The 26,127-nt window shown below is 44.3% G+C and carries 31 protein-coding genes; 7 read left to right on the top strand and 24 right to left on the bottom strand.

The annotated features are described in order from the left end of the window. Positions 1 to 30: 30 nt before the first annotated feature. Positions 31 to 1,113 carry an ABC transporter substrate-binding protein gene (locus VER99_RS06455; protein WP_020333136.1) on the bottom strand — a complete coding sequence of 361 codons (1,083 nt, stop codon included), beginning with the start codon at positions 1,111 to 1,113 and terminating at the stop codon, positions 31 to 33. A 181-nt stretch (positions 1,114 to 1,294) separates the two neighbouring features. Between VER99_RS06455 and VER99_RS06450 the strand changes: the two genes are divergently transcribed. Then, positions 1,295 to 2,347 (top strand): FecCD family ABC transporter permease, encoded by a 1,053-nt coding sequence (locus VER99_RS06450; RefSeq protein WP_020333135.1) that lies wholly within the window; start codon positions 1,295 to 1,297, stop codon positions 2,345 to 2,347. Then, positions 2,347 to 3,117 carry an ABC transporter ATP-binding protein gene (locus tag VER99_RS06445; RefSeq protein WP_020333131.1) on the top strand — a complete coding sequence of 257 codons (771 nt, stop codon included), beginning with the start codon at positions 2,347 to 2,349 and terminating at the stop codon, positions 3,115 to 3,117. Before VER99_RS06450 ends, VER99_RS06445 begins: the two co-directional genes overlap by 1 nt. A 114-nt stretch (positions 3,118 to 3,231) precedes the next feature. Here the strand turns inward: VER99_RS06445 and VER99_RS06440 are convergent, their stop codons facing one another. The 13 genes from VER99_RS06440 to VER99_RS06380 form a co-directional block, all read right to left on the bottom strand. Continuing rightward, on the bottom strand, positions 3,232 to 3,876 hold the full coding sequence (locus VER99_RS06440) for a hypothetical protein (RefSeq protein WP_020333130.1): 645 nt from the start codon (positions 3,874 to 3,876) through the stop codon (positions 3,232 to 3,234). Positions 3,877 to 3,909: 33 nt separating this feature from the next. Beyond that, complete coding sequence (locus tag VER99_RS06435; RefSeq protein WP_020333129.1) at positions 3,910 to 4,389, bottom strand: DUF2059 domain-containing protein; 480 nt, start codon at positions 4,387 to 4,389, stop codon at positions 3,910 to 3,912. Positions 4,390 to 4,485: 96 nt separating this feature from the next. Further along, positions 4,486 to 5,277 (bottom strand): hypothetical protein, encoded by a 792-nt coding sequence (locus VER99_RS06430; RefSeq protein ID WP_020333128.1) that lies wholly within the window; start codon positions 5,275 to 5,277, stop codon positions 4,486 to 4,488. A 357-nt stretch (positions 5,278 to 5,634) separates the two neighbouring features. Then, the gene (locus VER99_RS06425) at positions 5,635 to 6,423 is read right to left on the bottom strand and encodes a phosphotransferase enzyme family protein (RefSeq protein ID WP_020333127.1); all 789 of its coding nucleotides are present in this window, start codon (positions 6,421 to 6,423) and stop codon (positions 5,635 to 5,637) included. Between the two features lie 76 nt (positions 6,424 to 6,499). After that, entirely contained in the window at positions 6,500 to 6,760 is a 261-nt protein-coding gene (locus VER99_RS06420) for a nicotinamide mononucleotide transporter (protein ID WP_020333126.1), read from the bottom strand. A gap of 79 nt (positions 6,761 to 6,839) precedes the next feature. Then, complete coding sequence (locus VER99_RS06415) at positions 6,840 to 7,220, bottom strand: hypothetical protein (RefSeq protein WP_020333125.1); 381 nt, start codon at positions 7,218 to 7,220, stop codon at positions 6,840 to 6,842. 12 nt (positions 7,221 to 7,232) lie between these two features. Next, positions 7,233 to 7,388, bottom strand: coding sequence for a hypothetical protein (locus tag VER99_RS06410; protein WP_020333124.1), 156 nt, complete (start codon positions 7,386 to 7,388; stop codon positions 7,233 to 7,235). Positions 7,389 to 7,504: 116 nt separating this feature from the next. After that, positions 7,505 to 7,948: an N-acetyltransferase gene (locus VER99_RS06405; RefSeq protein ID WP_020333123.1), complete on the bottom strand. Its 444-nt coding sequence runs from the start codon at positions 7,946 to 7,948 to the stop codon at positions 7,505 to 7,507. Between the two features lie 151 nt (positions 7,949 to 8,099). Further along, positions 8,100 to 8,480, bottom strand: a complete 381-nt coding sequence (locus VER99_RS06400; protein WP_020333122.1) for a hypothetical protein — start codon at positions 8,478 to 8,480, stop codon at positions 8,100 to 8,102. Between the two features lie 148 nt (positions 8,481 to 8,628). After that, positions 8,629 to 9,411 carry a hypothetical protein gene (locus VER99_RS06395; protein WP_020333121.1) on the bottom strand — a complete coding sequence of 261 codons (783 nt, stop codon included), beginning with the start codon at positions 9,409 to 9,411 and terminating at the stop codon, positions 8,629 to 8,631. Positions 9,412 to 10,300: 889 nt separating this feature from the next. Beyond that, positions 10,301 to 10,558, bottom strand: a complete 258-nt coding sequence (locus tag VER99_RS06390; protein WP_014231655.1) for a hypothetical protein — start codon at positions 10,556 to 10,558, stop codon at positions 10,301 to 10,303. Between the two features lie 201 nt (positions 10,559 to 10,759). Then, entirely contained in the window at positions 10,760 to 11,884 is a 1,125-nt protein-coding gene (rlmF, locus tag VER99_RS06385; protein ID WP_020333120.1) for a 23S rRNA (adenine(1618)-N(6))-methyltransferase RlmF, read from the bottom strand. After that, on the bottom strand, positions 11,871 to 12,386 hold the full coding sequence (locus tag VER99_RS06380) for a M48 metallopeptidase family protein (protein WP_020333119.1): 516 nt from the start codon (positions 12,384 to 12,386) through the stop codon (positions 11,871 to 11,873). Before VER99_RS06380 ends, rlmF begins: the two co-directional genes overlap by 14 nt. Positions 12,387 to 12,535: 149 nt before the next feature. On the opposite strand from VER99_RS06380, the gene VER99_RS06375 reads away from it, so the two are divergent. Beyond that, the gene (locus VER99_RS06375) at positions 12,536 to 12,766 is read left to right on the top strand and encodes a glutaredoxin family protein (protein ID WP_014231652.1); all 231 of its coding nucleotides are present in this window, start codon (positions 12,536 to 12,538) and stop codon (positions 12,764 to 12,766) included. 7 nt (positions 12,767 to 12,773) lie between these two features. Here the strand turns inward: VER99_RS06375 and VER99_RS06370 are convergent, their stop codons facing one another. Continuing rightward, a complete protein-coding gene (locus VER99_RS06370; RefSeq protein ID WP_020333118.1) occupies positions 12,774 to 13,643 on the bottom strand; it encodes a LysR family transcriptional regulator in 870 nt (289 codons plus the stop codon). 111 nt (positions 13,644 to 13,754) lie between these two features. Between VER99_RS06370 and VER99_RS06365 the strand changes: the two genes are divergently transcribed. From VER99_RS06365 to VER99_RS06355, 3 genes are all read left to right on the top strand, one after another. After that, complete coding sequence (locus VER99_RS06365; RefSeq protein ID WP_020333116.1) at positions 13,755 to 14,978, top strand: MFS transporter; 1,224 nt, start codon at positions 13,755 to 13,757, stop codon at positions 14,976 to 14,978. Positions 14,979 to 15,044: 66 nt separating this feature from the next. Further along, positions 15,045 to 15,626 carry a DUF1415 domain-containing protein gene (locus VER99_RS06360; RefSeq protein ID WP_014231649.1) on the top strand — a complete coding sequence of 194 codons (582 nt, stop codon included), beginning with the start codon at positions 15,045 to 15,047 and terminating at the stop codon, positions 15,624 to 15,626. Positions 15,627 to 15,765: 139 nt separating this feature from the next. Beyond that, on the top strand, positions 15,766 to 16,341 hold the full coding sequence (locus VER99_RS06355; RefSeq protein WP_014231648.1) for a nucleoside triphosphate pyrophosphohydrolase family protein: 576 nt from the start codon (positions 15,766 to 15,768) through the stop codon (positions 16,339 to 16,341). A gap of 81 nt (positions 16,342 to 16,422) precedes the next feature. Here the strand turns inward: VER99_RS06355 and btuD are convergent, their stop codons facing one another. The 9 genes from btuD to VER99_RS06310 form a co-directional block, all read right to left on the bottom strand. Further along, entirely contained in the window at positions 16,423 to 17,190 is a 768-nt protein-coding gene (btuD, locus tag VER99_RS06350) for a vitamin B12 ABC transporter ATP-binding protein BtuD (protein ID WP_029791807.1), read from the bottom strand. Further along, a complete protein-coding gene (btuC, locus tag VER99_RS06345; protein WP_020333111.1) occupies positions 17,177 to 18,172 on the bottom strand; it encodes a vitamin B12 ABC transporter permease BtuC in 996 nt (331 codons plus the stop codon). Before btuC ends, btuD begins: the two co-directional genes overlap by 14 nt. A gap of 112 nt (positions 18,173 to 18,284) precedes the next feature. Continuing rightward, the gene (locus VER99_RS06340) at positions 18,285 to 19,313 is read right to left on the bottom strand and encodes a succinylglutamate desuccinylase (RefSeq protein ID WP_014231645.1); all 1,029 of its coding nucleotides are present in this window, start codon (positions 19,311 to 19,313) and stop codon (positions 18,285 to 18,287) included. Between the two features lie 309 nt (positions 19,314 to 19,622). Further along, positions 19,623 to 21,428 carry a M3 family oligoendopeptidase gene (locus VER99_RS06335; RefSeq protein ID WP_020333108.1) on the bottom strand — a complete coding sequence of 602 codons (1,806 nt, stop codon included), beginning with the start codon at positions 21,426 to 21,428 and terminating at the stop codon, positions 19,623 to 19,625. 86 nt (positions 21,429 to 21,514) lie between these two features. After that, a complete protein-coding gene (gene cobC / locus VER99_RS06330) occupies positions 21,515 to 22,132 on the bottom strand; it encodes an alpha-ribazole phosphatase (protein WP_014231643.1) in 618 nt (205 codons plus the stop codon). Positions 22,133 to 22,143: 11 nt separating this feature from the next. After that, positions 22,144 to 22,677 (bottom strand): bifunctional adenosylcobinamide kinase/adenosylcobinamide-phosphate guanylyltransferase, encoded by a 534-nt coding sequence (cobU, locus tag VER99_RS06325; protein WP_020333107.1) that lies wholly within the window; start codon positions 22,675 to 22,677, stop codon positions 22,144 to 22,146. Next, a complete protein-coding gene (locus VER99_RS06320; RefSeq protein ID WP_020333106.1) occupies positions 22,674 to 23,474 on the bottom strand; it encodes an adenosylcobinamide-GDP ribazoletransferase in 801 nt (266 codons plus the stop codon). Before VER99_RS06320 ends, cobU begins: the two co-directional genes overlap by 4 nt. After that, entirely contained in the window at positions 23,474 to 24,517 is a 1,044-nt protein-coding gene (gene cobT / locus VER99_RS06315; protein WP_020333105.1) for a nicotinate-nucleotide--dimethylbenzimidazole phosphoribosyltransferase, read from the bottom strand. Before cobT ends, VER99_RS06320 begins: the two co-directional genes overlap by 1 nt. Before the next feature lie 18 nt (positions 24,518 to 24,535). Further along, the gene (locus VER99_RS06310; RefSeq protein ID WP_014231639.1) at positions 24,536 to 25,147 is read right to left on the bottom strand and encodes a flavin reductase family protein; all 612 of its coding nucleotides are present in this window, start codon (positions 25,145 to 25,147) and stop codon (positions 24,536 to 24,538) included. A 286-nt stretch (positions 25,148 to 25,433) separates the two neighbouring features. Between VER99_RS06310 and VER99_RS06305 the strand changes: the two genes are divergently transcribed. Next, positions 25,434 to 26,123, top strand: a complete 690-nt coding sequence (locus VER99_RS06305; protein WP_020333104.1) for an NAD(P)H-binding protein — start codon at positions 25,434 to 25,436, stop codon at positions 26,121 to 26,123. Positions 26,124 to 26,127: the final 4 nt, after the last annotated feature.

The following is a 26,127-nucleotide window of genomic DNA, read 5'->3' as shown; positions in this document are numbered from 1 at the left end:
TTTCGGCTTATTAAATATTAAGGCTTTAGATTAAAGCTCGGTCATAAAAGTGCCAGCTGGTTTGATCGGCAGGTACTTCTGATAAAAGTTGTCGTAAGCCGCTTCAGGGTTTAAGTCACTAAACACATCTGGGTACATGATTTTGGCATAAAACTGGATCAACGCGCCGTCGATGATCGTGCGGCAAGCACCGTGGTAAGCTGCATACATACGGTTGTTTTTCACCGCAGAAATTGAAGACCAACCAATACGATTTTTAAAGCCCGCTAATCGCTCTTTTGCCAATGCTTCGTCAACACCTTCGCCCATGATCATCGAATCATCCGCACTGCCAGACTCGTAGCCAGTCATTACGATAACGTCAGGGTTTGCTGCAATGATCTGTTCTGGGTTCAGTTTGCCCCACCATTCAACAAACGGTGCAGAAATGTTGTCGCCACCCGCCATTGTCGCAATAGCGCCCCACATGTTTTTACCGAATGTGTAGCCAACCTCATTGACACCAGACGCACCGTATTCGGTGTAAACTTTCGGTTTATCCAGATTGGCTTTGGCTAAACGATCGCTGATCATCTCAACGTTCTGTTTGTATTCATTCGCGATAGTCTCTGCACGCTCTTGCTGGCCGGTGATTTCACCAATCAGCTTAGTCGTCTGAACATGACGCTCTACCGTTTGAGCGTTGTAGTCCACCACGATAACGGCAATACCTGCGCTCTTCATGCGCTCAACGTCTGACTCCAGTGCTTTGAACTGCCAATCCGCAAGCATTACCACATCTGGGCTCAGGCTTATTACCTTCTCAACGGAAAACGCATTGGTATCGACACGGCCAATCTCAGGGATATTATCCAATGATGGTCGATGCGCCACATACGCCTGCCAACTTGCTGAACGTGCCTGCCAAATGTACTTTGACATGCCTACAACGTTGTCATATGCCGCTTCGGTACCGATCGCCATGTAATCTTCTGGGTAGAATCCCACTACCACTCTTTTCGCCGGCGAATCAAACGTAATTTCACGCCCTAGTACATCTGTAACGGTAGTTTGTTCGGCAAAAGACAACGTGCTAACGCAAACAGCAGCAAGTGCGAATAAGTGTTTCAACATCAAGAAGGTTCCTTTTTATTCCATGAGTCAGGCAGAGACACTTCCACCCTCGTGGCGTATATTAATTCTTTTGTTAACGATAATGCAACTAACTATCATTAGTGCTAATATCGCCACCTTCTCACGAGCTCTGTAGGCCCCTCTACTGGTCGTAAAATAAATAATAATTAGGTAGTAAGTCGTGCAATCTGCAGTTTTAGAACAACTTATTCAGCAACAACGTAAGAGTGAAAAACGTCGAATCTTGGTGATCGGAGCTTTTGGCTTACTCATCCTGACGACCTTCATCCTTGATATCATGACAGGCCCCTCTTTACTGGATGCAACCAAAGTACTCCACTCTCTGTTTGAGTTCATCGGCTTGCCCTATCAGGTTGCGCCATCCACCCAGATCATTGTGACTGAGTTGCGACTGCCAATCGCGATAATGGCGATTGTTGTTGGCGGCGCGCTTGGTATGGGCGGCGCAGAGATGCAAACCTTACTCAATAATACAATGGCCAGTCCGTACACCTTGGGTATGGCGGCAGCGGCTGGTTTTGGCGCGGCGATTACTCTTTATATGGGGTCCTTCGGTTTAAGCAGCTATTACGCGGTGCCGATGGGAGCATTCTTATGCTGTATGCTTTCAGCGTGTTTTCTATTCTCGTTAGCATCAGCTCGTCATATTAGCTCGGGACAACTCATTCTGGCGGGTATTGCCCTACTGTTCTTATTCCAGTCACTCTTATCTCTGGTGCAGTTTGTCTCCTCTCCAGAGCTTAGCCAGCAGATCCTGTTTTGGCTGTTTGGTAGCTTAACGAAAGCAACCTGGAATACAGTCGCGATTACCTCTGCAGTTGTCTTCGTCGGCGGGATATTATTACTTAAAGACGCATGGAAGCTGACCGCCCTACGACTGGGTGAAGAGCGAGCGAAAAGCGTCGGCGTGAACATCACTCGCTTACGCATGAAAACGCTGTTTATTGTCGCGGTCATCACCGCTACTGTCACCAGTTTCGTTGGGATAATCGGATTCGTAGGCATTGTCGCGCCAAACATGGCTAAATCTATGGTGGGAGAAGATCAGCGCTTCTTCTTACCACTCTCCTTCTTGATTGGTGCGTTCTTACTTTCTGGCGCTTCAGTACTGTCAAAGATCATCGTTCCAGGGGCACTATTCCCGATCGGTATCGTTACGGCGATCATCGGCGTACCTTTCTTTTTCTGGTTGATTTTGGCGAAGCGAGGTTAATGATGCTGGTAGCAAATAATGTAAATATTCAGATTGAGTCACTTACCCTTGCCAAGAACTTCAATTTCACATTGGAACCGGGTCAGGTAACCGCCGTTCTTGGTCCAAATGGCGCGGGTAAAAGTACGCTACTCAAAGCCATTTTTGGAGATGTTAATCTGGCCAGTGGTTCCATTTCTCATTACGGTGACGAGCTAGATAGCAAGTCCCTCTCCTCATGGCGAGCCAAGTTTGGTTACATGCCACAGGACATCGGCTTACAGGTTAGTTTGACCGTTCTTGAGGTTGTACTGATGGGACGTTTAGACAGTTTAAGCCTGCGCATCGATGACAAATTACTTGGTGAAGGCTTACAAATACTAAACAGTATTGGCATGGCGCATTTAGCGAACCGGAACGTAAGCTCTTTAAGTGGTGGTCAGCGTCAAATGATCTTGTTCGCGCAAGCCATCATGCGTAACCCACAAATTATGCTGCTTGATGAACCCGTCAGCGCGCTTGATCTTCACCACCAACATGTTTTGCTCGATCACCTTGTGACTCAAACCCGAGCCGAGAATTACGTGAGCATCATGGTATTGCATGATCTCAACCTCGCCGCGCAGTACGCCGATAATCTATTGGTAATAAAACAGGGGGAATTGGTTAGCGTAGGCTCGCCAAAAGACGTCTTAACCACAGAGTTAGTGAAAGACATCTATCAAGTGGAAGCGAATGTTCATCATGACAACGACGGCGTACCATTCGTCAGAACGATGAAGGCCAGTTAGTTAAAACTCGGTAAATTGGCGTTGATTAAATATTGCTAGATATCGCAATAGTGAGCGATATCTAGCAATAAATTATCACTTGAGAAGACATCCAGTTTGGTTGCTATTTCGCGTTTAATACGAAATTTGAATGGATACCCCTAGCCAAGACGCCCCCTTTCTCTTATCGCTTGAAGAGTGCCAATTTTCAATGAAATCCCATTTGGAGTTCGTCACATCATCAACGCCTGAGTCGAACCACTCGCCTTGGGCACTATTGAGAATGTAATGCAATGAATCATCCACCGAAATGACGGATATAAGCATCGTTTTATTTGGGGTAGATTCCTCCATATCCAGAATGCTCACCGGAACCTGTAATTTTTCCATCAGCTGGAATTCGACAGGAAACACTTTACGCAAGTATTGGTTTGTTTCATCGTCACGAATGACAACTTTACATTGCAAGCCAAATTGACCAAGAACATAAAGCATTGCGCCTAGAGAGTTGTATCCCGAGTGTTCTATATAATCTGGATTCTCTCCGGGTGTAATGATCCCGGTGACTTTGTAGAGCTCTAGTGCAAGGCTGGTTAAGTCGTATGAATCGTTTATTTCTATTGAAGACCCTGTGAATACAACTTCTTCTGGTACATATCTTCGTAATTCAATAGACGATGTAAAAGGCAGTCTCCCCAAAGCTGCTAAACATGCAACCACACAATAAGGACCACAATACAAACTGCCCTCTGGCTGCCTTAATTTTGGAAAAATACTCATTTGATCCTCATTGTTGTCTTAAACACATAGCGTCTACTGTATTTGGTGCTTTTCTAAGAAAGGAGTCAGTGTCTCAATAAGTTTGGGTTGAGCACGCTCAGCTTCTTGCATGCCTAGTTGAGCGCCTGCTTGCATTAATGCCGGCGATTTTTCTACAAGTTTTTGTCCTACAGGTGTCGCGTAAAACTCAATCATTAATTCGATTTCTTGTTGGCTGAAAGCTTGAGAATAAAGTGCACCCATCTCAACGATGATGTTTTGGCGATTAATATCATTGATGAACCAATCTCTATAAATGTTAACGAGTTCCTCTTTTTCAGTTGCATTCAACTGAAGGTTATTCGCTAATTGTTCGATGACTGGTGTCATTGCTTCAAAGCCACCGGAAAGCTGTTTCTCAACTTTCATCACCTCTAGTAAGCGATCGACGACTTCTTGTTTATCAGCTGCCATACCACTAATTGGGCTAGCCACAAGTAAAGCTACCACTATAAACTTGCGTAAATTTTTCATTTTAACTCTCTAGTTTTTTAACATTCTGTTAAGGGAGAAGAAAAGGCAGATAAAGTGCCATCCGTTGCGAATCTGCTTTAAACACTGTTAGCTATTTTATTCACCCATGAGACCGATGGCATACTCACGAAGAACTCTGGCATTGTCTGCATAAGCCGCATTGCCACAAACAATGTTTTCATAACTAATCTCTGGTGATGAATAGAAAGGATGCGTTTCATCCGCATAAGCCATGATGGTACCTTTGCCACCACAAATATAACCATATGAATACTTTGTAATTTTACTCGCTAAGCTTAAGGGGAGTCGTTTTGAAAGATCAAATGGCATTCCACCAGTTTGGTTCGATAGCGTTTCCATATCATGGCTTGCCCACGCCAAATGACCTAACTCATGTTCTAACACATGATCTTTACATGTAAGTCCAATTGTAAAAAACTGAGGATACACTGATGGACGAGTTTCACCACACCAATCGGTTGTAAATTGCGAGATGTTTTTTTTGAAAACCAGACCATAAAAACCCGTTTTACTGCCATTGACCCGCTCAACTTCTTTAGAGTAGTAATACGCTAAAAAATCGTGCACTACGCTAAATTCTTCCGCTTCTTCCCCAAGAATTTTGGGAGCATAGATAATTTTGTCCAACGTCCGCTTTATAGGAATACATGAGTTTTTCAAAGCGCTATTCGAAAACGTTATCCATCGTTGAATGTGTTCTTCGATGACAAATGACTCGTAATCTTTTTGAACTGAATCTGAGATAAAGAATGTAATTGGTGTTTCTAGAGTACGTGACATTTGACATTCTGGTAGGTCAAGAGTACTACTCTGAGAGTCCCAACATAATCCGAAAATGAGTAACACTGAAGCTAGTATTTGTTTCATCTCACTACTACTCCTCTCTGACTAACAACCCACATTTTTCAGACGTCACCAAGCGTCTTTTTCTGTCCACTATGATGTCGTCTTTTTTTGAGCATTTCAAAGTATAATCAGTAAGTTAGCGATCGACACTATGAATTTAGCGATACAATATTGCATTATTCTGGACTTTCGATGTGACGCAGCCATTTGAGGAACTTTTGTTACGGGAAAGGCACACATTCCGCTTATGAGGGAAGCTACCACTATAAACTTGCGTCAATTTTTCATTTTAACTCTCTAGTTTTTTAACATTCTGTTGAGGGATGAGCAGCGCAAAGCAAAAAGGCCACGCGTTGCGAATCAATTTTATGCGCTTTGCTATAGGCATTCGTCACACATCAATACGTCTGTTATGTGGTGTGAATTATTTTCCAAATATTTGATATCAGCTAAATACGCCAAGTGATGGCCATCTTTAATATTTGCGATAAAAGCTTCATTTCCTTTACTCGCTTCATTCCGCATATGATCGACCAACGCTTGGATTCGGTGGCACATATCAGTAACAAGAGAAATTCGTTCCGCTTTACTCAAACCATAAGCATCACAAAACTGCTTTGCCCTAATCGACTGCGAATGTAGATCCCCCATTGCATCATATTTATCTGTTTTGAATGGAGCCCAACAATAAAGTGCGTAAGCAATATCCCAATTCCTTGGAGCCGGGTGAGCAGTGTCAAAGTCAATTACCCCTACGACTTTGGAACCAACCAAAGCAACATTATATGGCGCATAGTCACCATGGCAGATAACCTCCATCGGTTCTCTACATGGGAGCATCCAAGTTACATTTTCCGCTGAATTTTCTGATATAAATGAGCGAGATGCATCATGATACTGACGTAATAGTTGGCCAGCTGAAACGAGAGCTTCTACAGTTGCGATATTTCCTTTGAGAGGATAGTTGAAAACCTCACCCTCAACATATGACAGAATTTCATTGCCATTGTTGTCAAAGCCGAAAGGTTTTGGGGCAGAAGTAAAGCCTTTATTGGCGATATGTAATAGCAACTTTTGAACGGTTTCAGACCATTTACCACTTGGGCGAGACACCTTGTCCCCTAAGCGATAAATTGCATTTTCTCGTCCGCCATGCAGTTGTTCCATTTAATTCCTTATATGTTACTTGTAGCCAAACGCCTCGTAAGTACCTCATCATGTGCGTACTTTTTTGGTTTGCGAGTTACTGTTCAACCACGCCAACTTTCGATTCTTGCTCGGGTTTTGACCACTTGATAATTGCTCTTAGGTTCATTGAGAAAAAGATGATATTTGCAATAATCATGGCAACACTGCCTGTAAGGTAGCCAACCGCGACCCAACTCGTATTTCCGCACATCATTAGAATGAAGCCGATTTTGTTCTTATTCCCGATCTGCCAAATTGCGAGAAATGTAAGCACCATAGCAATCCAGTCGATCCCATAGTACTGAAAGTATTCCATTTTTCCTCCTGGTCTATAACGCTGTATTCAACAGACCGCCCTACTTAAAGCATTGTGCCTTGAATTCCTTGTAGTATTTCTATTTCTGGAATACAAAACCCTGACTACTCGGTTTCACTGCCACTTCCATTGAGCCGACTTTAACTTTTAAATTGGGATACGAACTCGTTTTTTCGTACCATGTCCCACCCACATTCATATGTACGGCTTCAGACGAATCTTTGTTTAGACTACGAAAATCTAGTTGCCCATCAATGTTATAATCGGTAACTGAGCCGCAAGTACCTTCAATACAACTGTATGATATTGCGTTGAATACTCCATCACCATCTTTGTCACCAATGGAAACAACATTCGTTGCCGTATCTGAAACATGAATGTCTGAGCCATTAATTACGACTAGCTTACTGTTTGTTTCAACGACTTTTTTGGTACTCTCTCGTGAGTACCAAACATTCAAGCCCCCAACCCTTCACTTCTGGATGACCGAGTCTGGTTTCGACATCCCAAACCCTTTCGCCAAATCGGCGTTACTTTCCACTGATACTTCTTCACATATTGGACCTTCAATTCGGGCTGAAACACTCGTTGATACTACTATTCCCAAAACAAATAACATGAACTTCATCGAACTACCTTATTGAGATATAACGCCGCTTTAACGGGTAAACAACGCCTCCACGCTACCTAATCAACTGTGCGATAACCACTAACGTAGATTCAAACCAAAAGCGCCAAGCGTTGCTAATCGTTAAACGCTTTTTTTGTGCTCAAACACATTGTGAGTTCTGGGTGTCCAGTATGCTCATCTAGTTGTTCGCTGACCACTTTGAACCCCTGAGACAAATAAAACTGACAACTAGCTTGGTTTTCCTTGTATACGGACAGACTTAATACCGTTCTCTGCGCTTTAGCATGGCTCAACAACTGCTTACCAATGCCTTCACCTTGACGTTCGGGAGCAACAAATATGGCAGCCAAGTTATTTTCATACAACGCATAAAAACCAATTACTTTAGACTCAACTTCATAAACGTAGGTCTCTGAGGATGGGATATAGATATTACGCATGTTATCGAGTTGAGATTCCCAGAACTCAGCTGAAACGAAATTATGGGCTTGAACTGAAGCGTTAAGCCAAATTTCAAGAACTGAATCTAAGTCATTTTTGTTGTACTTTCGTATCATTTTTAAACTCTAGACAATCAAATTTACTGGACAACTTCACGCCCTATTAATGGGTGAACGACGAATACCGATCCGCCGTAAAACACCTTAATCGCTCAAGCCAACGCATAGTAAAAATACCGCGTGTGCCGAATCGCTTTTAAATTATTTGTTAGGTGCGATACTTAACCAGTTGTTGCCATTCAGTAGAGCTAAATACAGTACATGGAATTCTAACCATGCGTCTATTCATACCCTCCATGTAAGTCAGTTCTAAATATGACCATATGCTAAAACCTGAAATCTCAACATCACAACCATGTCCATCCCAAAAAATAATCCCGCGAGTTGTATTGACAGAAAGATTTTTAAAGATAAATTGAAGATACTTTCGTTTATCAAAAACTAGAAAAACAGATGATAGAACGAAACATATAAGCAGAAATAGGCCAAACTCCCTAGAAATCGCATAAAGCGCGCCAAAAAATACAGCATCTTTAACTAACTCAATTCCCAAATACCTATCAATCTTTAATAGGTCTCCATCTTCCATATTTTCTCCAAAGCACATAACGCCACATTACGGTGTGAGCAACGCAGTAACCTGACCATAACCATTGCGACGTAAACACATGACCCAATCCTGAGCTGAGAATGCCAAGCGTTGGGAATCCCTCTTGAACGCTTTATTAGCTATGTTTCTAGTTAGATGCATATTTTTTTGCAAAGTTACGCAAAACTTGTGCATTATTGGCTGAGAGCTGATCACCACAAACTTCGCCACCAACACTAATATCTGGACTCGAATATGCAGGAATTATGTCTTTTTCATAAGACATTACTGTACCTCTGTTTGAGCACGTAGCACCAAAGCTATACCGCTCATTTTTATGAGGGAAGGTATTCTTTACAAAAGAGTCCACATTAAATTTTGGATTCTCCTCAAGTACTGTTTTCATATCGTGATTTGCACCACTTAAATGACCTATTTCATGCTCCATCACACTATCGTAGCAATTCAGACCAATTACAAAATAGTTGGCACTCGCCGATGCAACTCCACACCATTGCGACTTAAAGCTGTCAGCAGCATTTGAAAACAAAATTGCCTTAAAAATTGGAACACCAGAGCTGTTGGTTTCAGGAATTTCATATGCCGAATGATATTTCAGAAGATCTTTGGCGACATCAACATGTTGAAACCATGTGCTATCTATATGCGAAAGGTACTCTACTTTTGTAACTTTTCTTGTTATTGGGATACATGAATTCTCCAGCGTAAGATTTGAATATTCCACCCAAGTATTAATTTTAGAGTCAACAAATTTTTTTGAGTACTCATCAAGCACATTTTCATCAATGTAAAAATAAATTTCCGTCTCCAATTTAGGAGAGTTAGGGCAATCAGGAAGCTTCAGCTCTCCTGCAACAGCGTAAACGCATTGAATTGATAAGATGACTATGAATATTTTTACTGCTCTCATTACTACCTCAAAAATATAGCGAACGCCGCGTTAAGTAGTGAGCAGCGCTACCACCTCACCCAAAGCATTGCACCGTAAACACAAAAGCTGACTTGAACTGAAAATGCCAAGCGTTGGGAACGCTGCCTTAAACTCTTGTATGGTAAATTATTAAACATTAAGTGAGGTTAGATAGCTTAATCACTAAGTTATAAGCAAGTATTGCTGTTATCAACCAGCATAATATCGTTACCAACGTTACATTTAATTTACTCATAATCTTCTCATGCTGAAGAATAAAGAATAAAGAATAAAGGCAGTAATGGGTCAGATAGTGCCTCCAATGTAAATCCATCGGCAAGATCATTGGTAAAAGAGTACGATTGCATAGCTAACAATAATAACCAAAAATATAGAGACCATTTAGAATGCAAAATTGCATTAGTGCCCACACAAAATCCCTTGAGCGATAAATCGCCAACACTATCAATAACCATTGGGGATGCACTAGTTAACAACGACTTTAATTTACGCATCCACTTCTCATCTATTTGCCTAACGCTATTTAGACGTCACCAAGCCTGCATTTACTGTCAAATATGATGTCGTCTTTTTTTGAGCACTTCAAAGGATAATCAGTAAGTTAGCGATCGACACTACGAATTTAGCTATACAATATTGCATTATTCTGGACTTTCGATGTGACGCAGCCATTTGGGGAACTTTTTGTTCGGGAAAGTCACATAATCCGCTAATGAGGGAGTGTTAATGCGAAATGACAGAGGGATGGCTGAAATAAAGTAGTCCGTCAGTTCTAAATACCGAAGTAAATTAGAGCTGACGGGTGGAAAGAGGTAGTGGGCAAATAAAGATAAGGCGAAACCTTAAATCTCACATTTTAAATATCCATCTATTTATTATCCGCAACATTTATCGTGATCACGCCAGCTGCAAGCGCCATATCGACCACCTTTTGAAATTCGGAAGGGTGAAGCATGACATACCCCGTCAAAGCGTACCCATCATGTTTGGAGGTTGGATCTCTTTCACCGCTACCACTTATGCGGATTTCACCGGCGACTAACTCTGCCTTTCCTAACATGACAACACATTCGTCTTCTTCAACTTTATCCGTTGAAGAGTATTCTCTAACAATTCCTACCTTCATGTTTATTCACTCATATAAGGGAGTTTATTGAATAGTAGTAACGCCCTGAAAGTTCGTCAAAATAGAAAGTGATGTTGTAGGCTTGAAGCAAAAATGGAGTATGCGCTGGGAACAACTAAGTAGAATCTGTCAGCTCTGATTGCAGAGTAAATAAAGAACTGACAGATTGAAAGATTTAGGTGAGCTACATTGTTTATTTGGCTACTTAAGCGCTCGCCACGCCTTTCGCTGCTCTTTATCCATATACGACCAGGCAATAAAACGGCTGATTTTTTGTCCTTGGCTCATCTCTACCACACGAATGGCTTTTACGCCCAATTTCTCAAGCTGTTTGCGCATAGGGCGAACATTCTCTTTTTTCGAAATCAGCGTAGTAAACCAGAGCACTTGGGCGCTGAAGGCTTGGCTTTCGTTAGCCATTTTACGGATAAACGCCGCTTCCCCGCCTTCGCACCAAAGCTCTGCGTTTTGACCACCAAAGTTAAGCGTTGGTTTTGCCGAGTTTACACGCTCTGGTTTCACGCCTTTCTTACGTTGGTTAGCTCTAAGGTTGTCCACTTTACGTTGACTTCCCATCGCGGCTTCTTCTGCCGAACGGTGAAATGGTGGATTACAAGTTGTGACATCGTAACGCTCATTCGGCTGAATTACCCCGCGATAGATGTTTGCCTGGCTCATCTGGCGAACCAGTTCGATTCTGCCATTTAGTGACACATTGCCATCGACGATTGCCTGAGCCGATTCAATTGACTTAGGATCAACGTCGCTTCCAGTATAGTGCCATCCGTATTCTGTCACTCCAACAATTGGGTAGATACAGTTTGCACCAACACCAATGTCCAACGCTCGCACATCGTGATGCGGGTATTTACCTTTCACTTCCCCATCGAGTAACTCAGCGACACGGTGAATGTAATCCGCACGTCCTGGAATTGGTGGGCAAAGATAGTGTTCAGGGATATCCCAGAATTCAATATCGTAATGCGCGGCTAACAAGGCTTTATTGAGCATTTTGACCGCTTTTGGATCAGAGAAGTTTATCGAGTCTTCCCCGTTCGGATTTTTAATCACAAAAGCTTTTAGCCCAGGCTCACTTGCCGTTAATTTTTTAAAGTCATAGCGGCCACGATGCTGGTTACGTTCGTGTAATCCACTTTTAGCTACTTTAATGAAGTCCACATCGCTGTTCGTTGCCACTGGCGATTTTGCTTTAGCAGAGGTTTTTTGCTTCACACGCTTTTCGCCTTTTGCATCGCCTCTACTCTGCTTTGGCTTGGCATTTTTTTTAGAATTTTCTGGCTTAGCGGTGTGGTTATTGTTCTTCATTCGAATTCGCTTTTAAATCGAGGTAAATCATAAACAGACGGGCATCAAACTCTAACTGGTGATACTCGGGTTCCATATAACAGCACAGTTGGTAAAACGCTTTATCGTGGTTTTTCTCTCGCGTATGAGCCAGTTCATGAACCACCAGCATTCTCAGTAGTGGCTCTGGAGCTTCTTTAAAAACATTCGCAATGCGAATCTCGTTCTTCGATTTGAGCTTGCCACCATGATTACGACTGATCACGCTGTGCAGCCCTAGCGCATTATTAATCAAGTGAATTTTCTTATCGTAGACCACTTTACTGATAGGTGCTGCTTTCTTCATGTAACGATTTTTTATCGCTATAGCGTACTCATACAGCGCCTTTTCACTTTTAATTTGATGACGTTCTGGATAGCGCTTTTCAAACCAAGGAACCAGTTTACCGCTGTCTACCAGCGAGCTAACTTGCTCAACAATGTGTGGAGGGTAACCCTGAATGTATCGAAGTGACGGATGCATGGTATAAAGTCTGCTATGACAAGGGAAAGGCGCTAAATATACCTGAGATAATCAGCACTTTCACCCTCGCTTTGACAATAGATTTCGCCTTTCAATTGTCGATAAAGGCCGTTAAACTTCGCATCCCAAAGATAATGGAGAGAAATTCAATGAAACGTGTCGTTCTTTACGTCAAAGATAAATGCCCCCACTGCAAAGATGCTCAACGTTATCTGGACTCAAAAAACATCACTTATCGCCTTTGCAACGCAAAAATGCAACGTGGCCGTAAAGAGCTGGATGCGCTGGGTGCCCGCTCACTTCCAGTCCTGAAAATTGGCGACCAGTTGATGATTGGCTGGAATCCCAAAAACTTTGAAAAGATGTATAAAGGTGACTAGGGTCTGACTACAAATAACGTTTAACGAAATCAATAAACGTTCTGTCTGCAATCGATAAATAACCGTCTTTCCGCCATGCTAGCGCCAGATCGAGCGTAACTGGCGGATTAAACGGAATCCCCACCACATCTTTTTCATGCTGAGTGACCAGTTCGAGTAACGACGTAATCGCAAACTCATGCTTTACGATGCTGAGGATCAATGGCAATAAGTTGGTTTCAAATGACGACTTCATGGTAAAGCCGTGCTCCTCGCTGACCTGGTCTAAAAACTCACGATGGAAATAGCCGCGCTGGAACATCACCAATTCGTGTTCAAAAAACTCATCAAAGGTGAGTGATTCACGCTGTGCTAACTCGTGCTCTGGCGCGACAACGGCAACCATCTGGCTGGTAAACAGATGATCGGTCTCGAGATCGTCGGGTACATTGTCACAACTAATCACCCCGATATCTAACCGTCCATCAAGCAACATACTTCTTATTGAATGCGTACCCGCTTCCACCAGCGTTAATTTCAAATCCGGGAACCGGCTCTTAAACGCCATGACGATACGTGGGAAAAAATAGCTTCCCATCATCGACGGCGTACCCAAGCGCACTTCACCTTTAGCTAACCCTTTCAGTTCATTAATCGCGAGCTGTGCATCGTGCAATTGCTGAATGACCCGCTTCGCGTGAACCAACAAGGTTTCGCCCTCTTGGGTTAGGCTAATCTTCTTATCTTCTCGCCGAAACAGTGTGACTCCCAGAGACTGCTCGAATTTTTTAATAGAGATACTCAAGGCAGGCTGAGCAATGTTCAGCACCTTCGCGGCATGGGTGATGTTGCCTTGCTCAGCTACAGCAAGGAAATGTTTCAGTTGCTTTGATTCCACTAGATCAAAAATATATGGTATCCATATTTTTAATATATTTTTTTAATTTACGATTAGCTGATAGATTGATCACAGTTTCTTTATATTGCGCTCTCGCATCAGGCAGGACACATGGTCATCTTCGGCACGCCAGAATACAAACGAATCACGCTCGCTCTTGCACTGGGTTCATTCTTAGTCTTCTCTAACTTATATCAGTTGCAGCCTATGTTGCCGACCTTTGCTCAGTTGTTTGCCATTTCTGAAACGCAGGTGAACTGGTTGTTTGCCTCCTCCACGTTGGCGCTCTCTTTCAGCCTCGTACCAATGGCAGTATTGTCTGAAACCATCGGGCGAAAACCGGTCATGATGGCTGGCTTATTCGCTATCCCGATTCTGTCTGCACTGATGCTACTTGGTGATTCATTCCTGTTTTTGGTTATCTGCCGCGCCCTTATTGGTGTTGCATTGGCCGCTTTTGCTGCCGTAGCGGTCGCCTATATGGCAGAAGAACTCGATAAGCACGCCTTCTCCATGGCGATAGGTACCTATATTGCAGCCAACTCATTAGGTGGAATTGTGGGACGTATTAGTGGCGGCTTATTGGCTGACAATTTCAGTGTGGATGTAGCGATTGAAGCCATAATGGTAGTGACCCTGTTAGGCGTAATTTGCGTACATTATTTGCTACCAAAACAACGTAACTTCACCCCTTCTTCGAGTGGATTGAGACAACAAAACCGCGCTATCTTAGGTCACTTCAAAAACCAGCGTATATGGTTCGCCATGTTGATTGGTGGCCTTAATTTCGCACTATTCGTTAACCTGTATTCCGTAATGGGTTTCAGATTGGTTAGTGAGCCGCACAACATTCCGGTCGGCTTGGCATCACTTATCTTCGTTTGTTATTTAGGTGGTACGTTCTCATCCCGTTGTGCTGGCCACTGGAGTAAACGTTACTCATCTATTTTGGGGATGTTCTTAGGTGCCATTCTCAGCATGAGCGGCATGTGGTTCGCGGCGATTGAAAGTGTGGCTGCTATGCTGTTCGGCTTGCTTCTGATTAGCTTTGGAGCCTTCTTCACCCACACTTTGGCTTACGGGTGGGTTGGCCAAAAAGCGACAACCGCGAAAGCGACGGCAACGGCTCTATACCTGGTGCATTACTATGTGGGCGGCAGTCTTGGTGGATTCTTACTGCTTTACTGCTGGCAACATGGCGGATGGTCTACAGTGCTTATCGGCGGTAGCGTTGTCTATCTAGCGATGTTTAGCGCGATAGCTTATCTCAAACGCATCACACAGACACACGACACAAAGGAAAGTGAAGAAGTAGCCAGCTTGAGAAGAAGTTAATTAGGGTCAACAGAGCCTAGTATATCTGCTATGCTTGCGCCACTTTCAAAATGATTTAAAAATCGTATGTCAACGCGCTCAACACCAACAAACCAAACTACAGATGTAAACGCGATCACCCAACAAGTGGATCAATGGCTGAATGATGTCGTTATCGGACTGAATTTATGCCCGTTTGCAGCCAAACCGCAACGTAATAAACAAATTAAAATCTTCGTTAGTGAGGCGTCTCAAGAAGAAGCCTTGCTGGAAGATATTTTGTTGCAGTTAATTGAACTAAGTAACACAGAGCCAGAGAAGCTGGAAACGACCTTAGTCGTTGTTCCAAATATGCTCGACGATTTCTGGGACTACAACTTGTTTATTGATTGGGTTGAAGGCTTAATCAAGCAGCAAGATTGGGAAGGTATTTTCCAGGTGGCTACGTTCCATCCAGATTACTGTTTTGGTGGTGCAGAGCCAGAAGACGACGAGAACCTGACGAACCGCTCGCCTTATCCTATCTTCCATCTTATTCGTGAAGAGAGCATGGAAAAGGTGTTGAAACACTACCCTGATCCTGAGTCAATCCCAGATACCAACATCGCGCGTGTTTCTGCCCTTTCAGAGGAAGAGCGCAAAACTTTGTTCCCGTATTTATTTCGATAAGTTACGGCTTATAACGTTCAGAGCGGCACCTTACTTCACTCCAAGCGGCAGATTTAATAGTCAGTTAGACTCTTGTCTCTTGGGGAATAAAGAGCGGTTTGTTATCATGACCGCTTCAATCGATTCAATGGATATCAGAATGCAACTGTCAAAGCTAACCCAAGAGATTTTTGATCACTTATACCGTGACATCACCGAGTTCCGTAGCACGTTCGATCTTCCAGTCGCAGACGAAGCGAGTCTGGATGCGCAAGCGGATACGCTGCACACATCTTTGGCGATCGAAGAGCTGACTGAGCTGGCAGAAGCAGATTGTAAAACAGAACAAGCAGACGCAATCGTAGACAGCGTTTACGTTCTTATGGGTCGTCTTGTACACCTTGGTAACAGCAAAGTGGAAGACAATCTGGCGATCAGTTACCTGATTGACCTGCTACTGAACGTTGCGGTAAACCGTGGTATCGACTTTATTCCTTGCTGGGACGAAGTGCACTCAAGCAACATGAGCAAAGTGTGCCGCAACGAAAAAGAATACACAGAAACAGAAGCATTCTACGCAGAACAAGGCATCAAACTGATGGCGGTACATCAGGGCGAGTACATCATCGCCAAATGTGCAGAAGACTTTGTATCTGAAGGCAAAACGGTACGTAAAGGCAAAGTTCTAAAATCGGTTTACTACCGTCCGGCGGACCTTAAGCCACTGACGCAATAAACAGCGACAAAAATCACATCGAAAAAACGACCCGAGTAGGTCGTTTTTTATTGCTTGAAAGCTAAGAGTGAATAGGAAAACCTATTCGAAAAGCAGATACGGTTTCTCTTCAACCATCACCCTTCTTACCTGAGTGTTGAAAACCTCTCCCAGCCCCTCTTCTGTTAATACATCCTCAGCTTTGCCTGATGAGTGCAACACGCCATTACTCAGCAACAGCACTTTATCAGCATGCCTCAGAGTTCGGTTTAAATCATGGTTCGCGACCAACACACCAACACCCTGAGCTGAGACTTCTGCAATCAGCTGATAGAGCAGCCCCTCTTGGGCGATATCTAACGGAGCAGCAGGCTCATCCAAAATCAGTAGCTGCGAATACGGGTTGATACTGCGCCAAACCTGCAAACAGACACCGGCCAGTCTCACACGCTGCCATTCACCACCAGAAAGCGTCTGAATGCTACGGTGTAACTTATCCTGTAACTGAACAAGCTCAATTACTGCGTTTACCGCGTCGCGCACTTTGCCGTCACTGATCTTCACCCCACTAGGTAAAGACAGCGCGAGATACTGAAATACATCGACGTTAAATACTGGTCTGGATTGCTGACATAAATACCCTCTCAGGTAAGCCTGCTCAGACAACGGCATAGTGAGTAAATCCCCGCTATTAACGCTCACTTCACCACTCACAGAATCGTGGCTGGTAAGCGTGCCGGAAATCGCGGCTAACAAGGTACTTTTCCCCGAGCCATTTGGGCCGACGACATGCACGATCTCCCCTGCGTTACATTCAAACGACAATGGTAATAGTCGGTTTCCTACCGCAATATGCTTAACGTGCATCATGACTCTTCACCAGCATCCAAATGAAAATAGGCGCACCAATCGATGTGGTCATAACGCCCAGTGGCAGTTCAGCAGAGTCGAGTAATAATCTCGCACCGATATCAGCAAACACCAACAACGCAGCACCCGCTATCGCAGACAGCGGCAGCAAGTATCGATTTTCTGTACCAAATGCTAAACGCAGCAGATGAGGCACAACTAATCCAACAAAGCTGATTATCCCTCCAAGAGCGACCGAACCACCGACAAGGATTGAAATCGCTAATATCAATTTCCAGCGCATTTGATGAACATCGATGCCGAGCTGAGTGGCGTGGATTTCACCTAACATCAGCTTATCGAGCGGCTTGCCCTTACAGCACAGCCAAATCAAAACAGGCAACATCACTAATGTTACGGAATGCTGATACCAACTCGCCCCACCAATGCTCCCCATCAGCCAATACATTAACTGGCGAAGGCTGAGATCATCGCTGAAATAGAATGCCCAAGTAACAATTGCACTAGAGAATATTCCCAACGCCACACCAACCAACAACAAGCGTGCAGTTGTCAGGTGCATCACTCTTGCAATAGAAACCAAGATTAAGGTAAACAACATCGAACCCGCGATGGCGGCCAGCATAAAGATCAGCGGCGTCGGCAAAGTAGGAATCGCAAACATCACCAATACCATGGCGAGGCTAGCGCCACCGGAAATACCAAGCACACCCGGTTCAGCGAGAACGTTTCCTAACAGCACTTGAAGTGTTGCACCAGAGACAGCAAGCGCAGCGCCAATAATGGCGGCAGACAGCAATCTTGGTAAGCGTAAATCCACTAATAATTTGTGCTCGAATGCGGAAAGCGATTGAAAAGGAGAAAGGAAAATCTCTCCGACCATCAGGTGAATGGCAGAGAGTAATATGAGCACGGCGGACATAATCAAAAGATTGCGCTGCCAGCGACGCTCCTTGTTCAGGATAAGTTGTTGAAAATCCATAATAGCCGATAAAAACAAACGAGGCCTAACCTTACAGTTAAGCCTCGGTAAATTGCAACGACTTCGAAGCGTTACACCTAATATTTCGCGTTATGCGCCTGAAAGCTTTGCTTTAATCGTATACCAATTCGCCGTCTTCAAAGCGGGTTTTCACTTCGCAGACCATTAAAGCTGCGCGCTGACCAATGGCAACCTTACGGTTTGGAAATACAATGGCTTCGTTATCATTCTTAGCCATCAATGGCTTATCACCGTCGTGACCGAACACTTCACCATGAACAAACGACGTAAAGTTTTCTACATCATCGTCAAACATGAAGTCGAAGTCATCGTGTAAACGCACAATAGTACGGCTAACACGATATTTAATACATGGCTTAGGCAAATGCTCAGCTTTGGTACCTGAAACTAAATTGCGAAGCGCTAAATCAAACGCCGTCAGCTTATCTAAATCATTCTCACCAATTCGAGCAACACGTCCAAGCTCCATTGTCAGAGCTTGCGCGCTAAAGTTTTCTGCACTGTACCAGCTGAATGTACTCGCCGGAGAGTTTGATAATAGAACCGCTTCAATGTGGCCACTATCCAAAAACTCCATTAGAGCTTGGCTTCGAACCGGATGGCGTGTCTTAGGACTCACAGCAAACGTGTAGTGTTTAGAACCACGAATTGCACAGTGTAAGTCAAGATGCCAGCGCGTTTCTGGGTCAGTACCTTTAAAGAAGTCACAGACGTGCAACTTCAGTAAATCTGCAATAGCCAACTCTTTGGTTGGCGTATGACCTTTATCATCGAATAAGCGGTTGAGGTTTTCCTCAAGAAAACGCGTATGCGCCAAGGTAGACTCAGGGTGAGCGATGATGAATAGACAACGGGCATCAACCTGCATAAAACCGGATTCAATGTCTTTAATCATTGAGTCGACCAGTTCCATCGGTGCCGTTTCGTCGCCGTGAATACCTGTTGAGATAATGATGTTTTTCGTCTCCTGAGTGTAGTTCTCAGGGACCACTTCTAGCACACCACGCTGATAGAGTTTTAGTGTCACTCCATTAGATAGCGCCAGCTCTGCTGGTTCTACATCAATATGCATATCTAACGTATCAGCTAAAAACGATTGGCGAAAGAAAGACTTCGTCATGCGTTACTCCTTAATTGCACGGCGGGTATGTTAATAAATTGTACAAAGAATTTTTGTTGCTGCGATCCCACTTATGAGTAGAAATCGACATTTTCAACGAAAATCCAATACCGTTTCGAGCCATACACTCAAACCAAGCAACAAACCGCTTATTTGTTAATCAATTACAAATTGTTATACCCAAGTAACCTAGTGCAAATGGCATCTCAAGTCACTTGGGTATAAGGCTGTGAACTTTAACACAGCCCTGATTAAGATCATTATGATTTCACGATATTTTTCGCGTCGAGCTCATGCACCATCACAATACTATGCTGTCTGGGCTCTTTGATTAAGCAGCTGCTCAAACTCATCGACCTTCTGCTGAACCAAAGCTACACTCTGCTGCCAAAAATCAGGTTTCGTTAGATCCATCGACAAGTGCTTATCAACGACTTCTTCAGCGGTCATATTGCCTGTATCGCGAAGCAAGTTAATGTAATCGGTGTAAAAGCTGCCGCCCTTTGATTCACGCTGAGCATAAATACCTTTACTGAAGAGGAAACCAAACAGGTATGGGTAGTTGTAAAAGCTCACACCTGAAATTGAGAAATGTAATTTGCTCGCCCAGAAATACGGATCGGCTTCGCTCATCACATCACCATACCAATCTTTCCAGGTTTCAGACATCAACTCACAAAACTCTTGCGCAGTCAGTTCACCGTTTTGGCGGCGTTCATAGAATGCTTTTTCAAATTCGTAACGAACAGGAATATTTACCATCAGCGCAAGTGCAGAAGAGAGCTCTTCCCATAGCATTTCCAGCTTTTCATCGACACTTTCAGCTTTTGAAATCAGATGATCGCGAACGATGTTTTCCGCAAAAATTGAAGCGGTTTCGGCCAGCGTCATTGGGTAATACGTCTGACAAAGCGGTAAATCACGGATAACCCAGTTATGGAATGCATGACCTAATTCATGTGCTAGCGTCATCAAGTCGGAGCGACTGCCACTCCAAGTCATGAACACCAATGGAGTGCGCGTTGCAGGTAACTTAGTGCAGTAAGCGCCTAAGCGTTTTTTTGCGTTTGGCTTCGCGTCTATCCAGCCATTCTTGACCATCATTCGAACAAACTCTGACATGTCAGGGTTTACCGTTTCAAATGCTTCACAAATCACATCGATGGCTTCGTCAAAATCGTAGACTTTAGCGTCACCACTCAGGGCAGGCATAGCAGCAAGGTGATTCCACGGTTTCATCTCATCTAAACCATGCACCTGAGCCATCAGTAAACCCGCTTTTTGGCCGATAACGCGACTTTGTTTTGCTACAGCCATCATCGCATCCAGTGTTTCCGCTTGAATACGGCTGCCATGCAAACTTGGATCGAGGAAATGGACTTCACGCTTTGTCGAACGCTTTTTGTTTTCAGTCAGACGCCAACCAGCAAGCGCGTTGAGAATGGCAGCAAAGGACTCTTGATGTGTTGCCATCGCGGTCTGTACACCGCGCCACGCCGCTTCTTGTCGGTTAAATTCAGACCCATAAAGAATGCTGGCTGCCTGAGAGAAGCCAAGCTCTTCACTGCTTCCATCATCGTAGTTCAAGGTTACTTTCAATGAACCAGTCAAGTTGTCGTACAGCTTACCCCATGCAGACTTGCCATCCACACTCATCGCCGCCAACAGCTTTTCTTCTTCTGTACTTAGACGAGTATCAGCCAGGTTTCTCAAGTTCTCGATGGTGAACGCCTGACCACTCACATCGGTATTTTTATGGTTCAAAACACGCGCAATAAAATCATCATCCGCGTGTGTTAGCGTTAACTCAAACGCACTGAATGCTTGCGATAACTCAGAAAAAATACGGGTCATACGCCCTAACAACGCTTTTGCTTCCGCGTTGCTTGAATCAACAGATGAATAGCAATTAGCGAAATTAAAAATCGTACGTGCTAAGCGATTTGCTGCCTCGTTGGTTAAAATGGCGTTTTGCATCACTTCAACATTCTGGCAATCCAATGACTGCTTATTGAGAAGTTCAATACATTGCTCTACTAAAGCAATGTCATCTTGAATTCGCTGATCAGCGAGATCCTGATATACGATGGATAAGTCCCAACTTGGAGTGGTCATTTATCTTTCCTTTTTATGTAATCTGGCCAACCCTTCCCTATTTGAATTGTTTTAGGGAATAAAATTGGCCTCTTCCGTGACTTTTACTATCTATGCTCAATCAAAGGTACACCTATCGAACGAACGGAGGCGTAGATTTGGTCATCAATAGTGATTGTTATATGTGTGATTGACGCATTACTGATCGCTAACGTCGAATACCAACGCGGGTTGCGCCAGTCAACGTCTAATATATGAGCGAGAATCATTCTAATAACGCCACCATGCGTGACAATCAGCAGGTTGTCATTGATATCATTGATAATTTGAGACCAGGCACTAGTTACACGCTGTGAAAATGCGTTAAGGCTCTCAGCATTGGGTAAGGTGTGTTGTGACGGAGATTGCCAGAAGGACTCTAGTTTTTTCCAATTGTCGTTCAGCATGTCAAACGGCACACCATCGAAATCGCCAAAATTCATTTCTCTTAGTTCAGAATTTTCGCTCACAGGAAGCATTTGCTGCTCGCCGATGATTTCTGCCACGTCGCTGCAACGGGAAAGTGTAGACGTAATAATACCGCTGACTTCACGTCCCTGCTCTTTCCAAGCCTGAGCAATGTCTTGCTGCTCGGACTCTTTTACCTTTAAATCCGACTGACCGTGCAACCCAGGTGCGGCATCCACTTTACCGTGACGCATGAGATAGATATTAAGCGTTTCCATGATGTTAAGCCCTATGCTTTGAGTACGAGTGGTAAGCCAGCAGCAACAAATGAAACTCGCTGGCACACTTGCGCAAGTTGTTGGTTCATTCGGCCGGCATTATCGACGAAATAGCGGCTAATCGCGCCAAGTGGAACGATACCCATCCCGACTTCATTAGAGACAAAGATCAACGTCGCTTGCGAGTGAGACACCGCTTCTACTAGTTTATGAACTTCTGCTTCTAACTTCTCATTTGAGCATTCGTCGCCCAGTTCGAAAATCCAGTTGTTCAGCCACAGTGTCAGGCAATCAATCAAAACGACATCATCGTGATTAAAGCTTAATAGCAAATCAGCAAGATGCAGCGGACATTCGTGTTCCTGCCACCCTTCTCCGCGTTGCTTTTGATGGTGACGAATGCGATCACGCATCTCATCATCAAACGGCAAGGCCGTCGCGACGTAATGCAAGCAAGCGTGTTGAGCGTCAGCAACCTGTCTCGCGGTTTGTTCTGCTAACTTGGATTTTCCGGAGCGTGCTCCACCTAATATTAGTTGCTTCATAATGTGTGATAAAAGGCAATGAGAGTGAGATAAACCAGCAACTCAGATAACTGTTGAGCTGCCCCTAAGCAATCGCCGGTAAATCCACCAATTCTTTTGGTCAGCCATCGTTTAAAACCATAGCGAAATACCGCTAAGACCAGCACAATAACGGCGGCCTGAGTAACGCCAAGAAACATAGTAACAAGCCCACCGGTGAACAGTAGGATCGCCACTTCTAATGACGACTGTTTGTTGGCAAGGGGCTTGCTTTTGGAAGTGTCGCTGTCACTGACATACGGCATGTCGTAGATAAGCGTAGCCGCCAAAGCACGGCTGGCGGTGTATGCAACTACAATCACTAGCAAAAATTGTGGCTCCTGAGCCAGCTCGCCCCAAAAGACAAACTTCGCCAGCAGTGCCATAACCAAAGTTGCAGCGCCATAAGTACCAATACGGCTGTCTTTCATGATAGACAGTCGTCGCTCGACGGTCATTCCACCGCCGATACCATCCGCCATGTCGGTTAAACCATCTTCATGAAATGCCCCTGTCAGCAGCAGACTAAATACCATGGTTAAAACGATAGAGACGGAAGCAGGAAAAACCAAACTCAACAGCCAAAAAGTCGCAGCGCACAGTAGGCCCAATACAACACCAACCAGCGCGAAGTAGCGCCCGGCTTGGTTCATGCGAGCTTCACTGTATGGCAAATTTGCAGGAACAGGTAAACGGCTAAAGAAACTCACCGCTAACAGGAACAGCTCCCATTGATAACGCCAATTACCTGTTTTTGCTTCATGAGGTGCTTCCGACACTAAACTGTTACTCCAGCGCTCTCAAAGCTCGCCATGTTGTTGTAAAACTGAGCTGCCGCTTTCACTAAAGGTAAAGCCAGCGCTGCACCCGTTCCTTCACCTAAACGCAAACCAAGGTCCAATAAAGGCTCTGCTTGCAAATACTCCAGAACAAACTTATGCCCGGCTTCCTCAGAACAATGAGCAAACAACATGAAATCGCGCGTCTCTTCGTCAAGCAGCGTGGCAATGTATGCTGCAACTGAAACAATAAAGCCGTCGACCAATACTGGTGTTTTCTGGCGTTTTGCTTCTAAAAATGCCCCCACCATTTGCACAATTTCAAAGCCACCCACTTGGGCTAACACTTCTTTCGTGCTGAGTTCATGGCAACGCGCCACACCGTGGGCAACGGCTCTAATCTTACGGTTTAACTGCTCTTGATTGATGCCAGTACCCAATCCAACACAGTGATCTACTTCCAGTGGGCTAAGTGCGGTTAACAATGCCGACGCAGAACTTGTGTTGCCTATCCCCATCTCTCCGAACATAAGCAGGTTGGAACCCGACAAAATGGCTTGCTCTGCCACCTTCGCGCCATATTCCAAACCAAGCGCCACTTGTTCTAAAGACATCGCGGTTTGTTTGGAAAAGTTCGCAGTACCATTACCCAAGCGTTTCTCTATCAAGTTCGGATGCGATTTAAAGTCCGGTACCAGCGTATCTATCGGTGACAACATGCCACAATCGATCACTTTGAATTGAATTTGGTTAAGCTCGCAAAAACAGTTGATTGCCGCGCCGCCAGCGAGAAAGTTAGCGACCATTTGCTGTGTGACGGCGCTAGGTGCAATGCTTACGCCCTCTTCGGCTACACCATGGTCACCAGCGAATACCAGCATGGTTGGCTGACGAATTGTGATTTGTTCTACCGCTGCGCTTTGATCTTGGCTTTGTATCAGTGCCAGTTCCAAGGCGACTTTCTCAAGCAGCCCTAACGATCCAACTGGTTTGGTTTTGTTATCAATACGCGCTTGAATATCAGCGGCGAAAGTGCGGTCCATGTGTTTGGTTCCTTTTATTTATTGGGGACGAGCAATTGAGAAAGTCTTCTCTAGCGTGGCGTATTCACTTCCGCCTAAACGAGAGAGAGGATCAACGGCTAAAGCATCCACTTTTAATCTGTCGCCTTGAGTAGTTATCACTTTCTCATCGACATAAATGTGTTCTATTTCGGCAAAAATTAAGCTTTGAGGGGTTTCACCCATCTCAATGACTTCATGCAATTTACAACCGAACGCAATCGGTGCGTCTTTTAATCTAGGAAGTTCAAAGCCACCGAATTCAACCGTTTCCAGATTTGTCAGCGCTAATTCTGACTGTCCGTGATCTAAACCAGCAGAAGAATCCGTAACCTTTTGCGCCAGTGCGCTCGAAGCGATGTGAATGACCAGCTTTCCTGTCTCTAATACATTGCGAGTTGTATCCTTAACCTCGCCAGTTGGCTTTTTACCAACAGATAGCATTAGCAAGGGAGGACGGCTGGAAACGGCGGTGAAATATGAAAATGGAGCCAGGTTGAAATTCTCTTCACCAGAGTCCGTTAACACCCAAGCAATCGGGCGAGGAATGACCGTCTGAGTCATTAGGTGATACACCTGCGTCGGAGCAAGTGTGCTTACGTCTACATTCATTTTTCTTCCTTGATTCGCGTGTGCCGAAATAATATCGCAAATTCAAACGATAAAGAGAAACAGTGTACCTTTCTCTAAAGGTAATTCACCTACTTTCTCCTAAATACGAATACTTTTCGCCAAATAATGTCGATTCGCTCGGTAAAGCCGTGATGCCGTGTTTACAAGCAACCAACTTATTTCAAAAACGATGTGTGTTGTTACACTCAAGCCACGTAAAAGCTGGGTATAAGTCATTGAAATCGGCTACTATTAACTCACGCTGCTGCCATAGAGGAGAAGAGGCATGAGTAATAATACCTGTGTGATCATTGCTGGAGCCTCTGGCTTAGTTGGCAGCAAAGTGATTACTCAATTGGTGTCCCAACCGGGTATCCACACATTATATTCACTTTCCAGACGCCCTCTTACCGATATCTCAGACCCTGAGCAAAAAATCGTTCCGATGATAGACGCTGATCTTTCTATCCTGAATTGGGAAGAGCAACACCTGACGCCAGAAATCGGCTTTATCTGTTTAGGAACGACGCTCAAGCAAGCTGGCAGTAAAGAGAACTTGCGCAAGGTTGATGTTGACCTTGTGACAAACGTTGCCAGGCAAATGAAAATGATTGGCGTGAAGCGAGTCGCAGTGGTTTCTAGCCTTGGTGCGAACAGTGAATCCCCTTCGCATTACCTGGCTTGCAAAGGTCAAATGGAAGCCAACATAGAAGAAATGGGATTTGAAGAAGTGGTCTTCGTTCGTCCGGGTCCGCTTGTTGGTCAGCGTACAAATCCAAGAAATGACGAGAAAATCGTTCAATGGATTTTCCGAGTGATTCGTCCGTTCATGTTGGGGAAACTCTCTAACTTTATTCCAATCGATGCGGAAGTGGTCGCCAAGGCTATGATTTATCAGATTTTCAGCTATCAAGAAGACTCAATAATTTATCTGCAACGCAAAGAAATGCTCGATTTATTGCGACACTACGAGTAGCCAC

The organism is Vibrio natriegens NBRC 15636 = ATCC 14048 = DSM 759, from assembly GCF_035621455.1.
GTDB classification, from domain to species: Bacteria; Pseudomonadota; Gammaproteobacteria; order Enterobacterales; family Vibrionaceae; genus Vibrio; species Vibrio natriegens.
The sequence above is the reverse complement of the archived record's forward strand: the minus strand, read 5'-3'. Positions and strand labels throughout refer to the sequence as shown.